The sequence below is a fragment of the Mycobacterium sp. genome (assembly GCF_052144515.1).
Classification (GTDB): Bacteria; Actinomycetota; Actinomycetes; order Mycobacteriales; family Mycobacteriaceae; genus Mycobacterium.
Genome location: NZ_JBKQQD010000021.1, coordinates 1 through 3,030 on the forward strand (window position 1 = coordinate 1; position 3,030 = coordinate 3,030).

2 protein-coding genes and 1 pseudogene are annotated in these 3,030 nt (G+C 65.8%); all 3 read left to right on the forward strand.

Translation table 11 applies throughout. From position 1 onward, the window contains the following. Window positions 1-373 (forward strand): hypothetical protein (locus ACLP9N_RS00995; RefSeq protein ID WP_442405647.1); only part of this gene is annotated, 373 nt, incomplete at its 5' end. Window positions 374-707: 334 nt separating this feature from the next. After that, a pseudogene (locus ACLP9N_RS01000) lies at window positions 708-1,973 on the forward strand (ATP-binding protein); the annotation flags it as partial. A 460-nt stretch (window positions 1,974-2,433) separates the two neighbouring features. Beyond that, on the forward strand, window positions 2,434-3,030 hold a 597-nt coding region (locus tag ACLP9N_RS01005), incomplete at its 3' end, for an SDR family NAD(P)-dependent oxidoreductase (RefSeq protein WP_442405648.1).

Below are 3,030 nucleotides of genomic sequence, written 5' to 3' on the forward strand. Positions count from 1 at the left end.
GGTAGTCATCCCCGTCACCGCGGTGGTGGATGACGACGGGCTGGTGCACATTGAGGGCGACGACCTGTCCCTCGTGCGATGGCATCACCGACCGGCGCTATTGCGGGCTGCGTTGCAACGCTTCGGCGGGAGGGCGGATTGGAAGCCACGCTGGCATATCCTGGCGGTCCCCACCGAGGCTTTCATGGGGAGTGCGCGCAGCGTGTTCAACTTGGCGACGCCGGGCGAAAGGAGCGAATGCTACGTTGTCCGGTCTACCAACCCGGACCATTTGGTTGCCAGCACACCGGCCCCGACGAATGTCCCGCCCCTGCGGATAGCCGACCGGTACGCGGCGGGGAGACCTCGGCCTACGGTGAGCCCGCGCGATTGACCTGTTTTCCCTTCTCGGGCTGCGTCTAAAGTGGTCGAGCCCTGCCGGTCCGACGTCTAGCTCGAACAGCACCGCATCCAGCATCGGAAGTACGGCGAATATTCGCCCGACAACCTGCCGCATGGCAGATGCTCGCACGCTGGATAAATGCAGGTGAGCATGGTGACCCGCACGGTGGCACTCCGAAGATGCCGGGGGAGCCCAAACGGGTGCAGCCGAGCCGAAATACCGACCTGAAAAAGGGAACCGCGCGGGCTTGACCCGGGAGAAATCCGCGTTGGTAATCGCCGGCTGTACGCGTTTGCGCTGATGTTTTACCGTTCGTGCGGGTCGCATGCTGGCTAGCATGAGCGAGATTGATCCATGGGTGGACCTGCCGTTGGTGAACTGGAGCGATCTTGGCGTGAGTGGGCTTTTGCCGACGGGCACGGTGACGCTGCTTTTGGCTGACGTGGAGAACTCCACCGGGCTGTGGGAGACCCAGCCCGAGCAGATGACGGCGGCGTTCGTACGGCTGGATCAGGCACTTTCGGATCTGCTCGCCGCGTATGGCGGGGTGCGCCCGGTGGAGCAGGGCGAGGGCGACAGCTTTGTGGTGGCGTTCGCGCGGGCCAGCGACGCGGTGGCATGTGCACTGGACCTGCAGCGCGCGCCGTTGGCGCCGATCAGCTTGCGGGTCGGGGTGCACACCGGTGAGGTGCAGTTGCGCGATGAGGGTAATTACATCGGCCCGACCATCAATAAAACGGCGCGGTTGCGCAATCTGGCCCACGGCGGTCAGACGGTGCTCTCGGGTGCGACCGAAGCCTTGGTCTCGGACACACTGCGCGCCGATGTCTGGTTGACCGATCTGGGCACCCACGAGCTGCGCGGTGTCGCCCGCCCGGAACGCGTGGTGCAGTTGTGTCATCCGGATCTGCGAAACGACTTCCCGCCGCTGCGGACAGCAAAAAGCGTTGCTGGGCATAATCTTCCGTCGCAGTTCACCAGTTTTGTGGGCCGCGACCCGCAGCTGGTTGAGGTGGGCACGCTGTTGACGGAAAACAGGTTGGTTACTCTGACCGGGGCCGGTGGGGCCGGTAAGACTCGTCTTGCGGTCGAAGTCGCCAACCAGGTGGCGGGCGACTACGTCGAGGGTGTCTGGTATGCGGATCTGGCACCGATTTCCGATCCCGCTGTGGTGCCGGTGGCGGTGGCGCGTGCGCTGGGTCTGCCTGATCAGCCCGGTCGCTCGACGATGGATACGCTGCTGCGGTTTGTGCATGACCGCCAGCTGCTGGTGGTGTTGGACAACTGCGAGCACCTGCTCGACGCGAGCTCCGAGCTGGTCGTTGAGCTGCTCACCGGCTGCCTGCGGCTGTCCATTCTGGCCACCAGCCGCGAGCCGCTCGGCCTGGCCGGCGAGCTGATCTGGCGGGTGCCGTCGCTATCACTGGCAAATGAGGCCATCGAGTTGTTCACCGAGCGTGCCCGGCGCGCCCGACCCGATTTCCGCGTCACCGACGACAACGCCGCCCTGATCACCGAGGTCTGCGCGCGCCTTGACGGCATGCCGCTTGCCATCGAGCTGGCGGCGGCGCGGGTGCGGGCGTTGTCGCTGACCTAGGGTCGAAGCGCGTTTGTCTGAAAACGGGCGAAAATTCGGCCGACAACCTGCCGCATAACGGCCGCGGTCGACCTCCATTTCCACCGGTCAGCATGGCGCTCAACTGGTCGGCACCCCGAAGATGCCGGGAGAGCCGAAACGGGTTCAGCCGAGCCGAAATACCGACTTAAAGAGGTAAAACAGTGGCTGTCTGCACACGGTCGCCCCACCCACCTATTGGCCCTATCGCGGGACAATGTGCTGGGGCTGGCTGGAATCGCGGCGTTGGCGCAGGCTCACTGACGGCACCGTCCTCACCCGCTGGCGCGAGCTGCGCCGGTTCACCACCTGGCCGCTCGCCGAAGCCAATCTCCCGGGCGGTGCAGCCCAGCTTGATCGCCGCCTCGCACGGTGGCGGCGGCGTTGGGTTGGTGCGGGGCTATGCTGCGATTCGTCCGGGTAGTAAGGCAGTCCAATGAACCTGTTAGTCAAGGCTGTCGACAAGATCGTCAGTCCAACGCGGGTGTCGAATCCCGATCGGCTGCGCGCCGCGGTGTCCGGCAAGACCGTGCTGGTGACCGGCGCCTCCTACGGACTCGGCGAGGCCACCGCGCGCAAGCTCGCGGCGGCCGGGGCGACCGTGCTCCTAGTCGCCCGTTCTGCAGACAGGCTGACAGCCCTCGAAGCGTCGATCAACGCGGGCGGCGGCCGCGCGGCCGCGTACCCGGCCGATCTCACCGACCTGACAGCGGTCGCCGCACTGGCGAAGGGGCTCACCGAAAACCATGGCCCGATGGACGTCGTCGTCAGTAACGCCGGTAAGTCCATCCGGCGGTCGCTGCATCTGCAGTACGACCGGCCGCAGGATTTCGACCGCACGATCGGCGTCAACTACCTCGGCCCGGTCCGGTTGCTGCTCGGGTTGCTTCCTGCGATGAGGCGCCGCGGCAGCGGGCACATCGTGAGCATTTCGACGATCGGTGTGCGCACCGCACCAGGCCCGCGCTGGGGCACCTACCTGGCGTCCAAAAGCGCGTTCGATGTGTGGCTACGCAGCGTGGCACCGGAACTG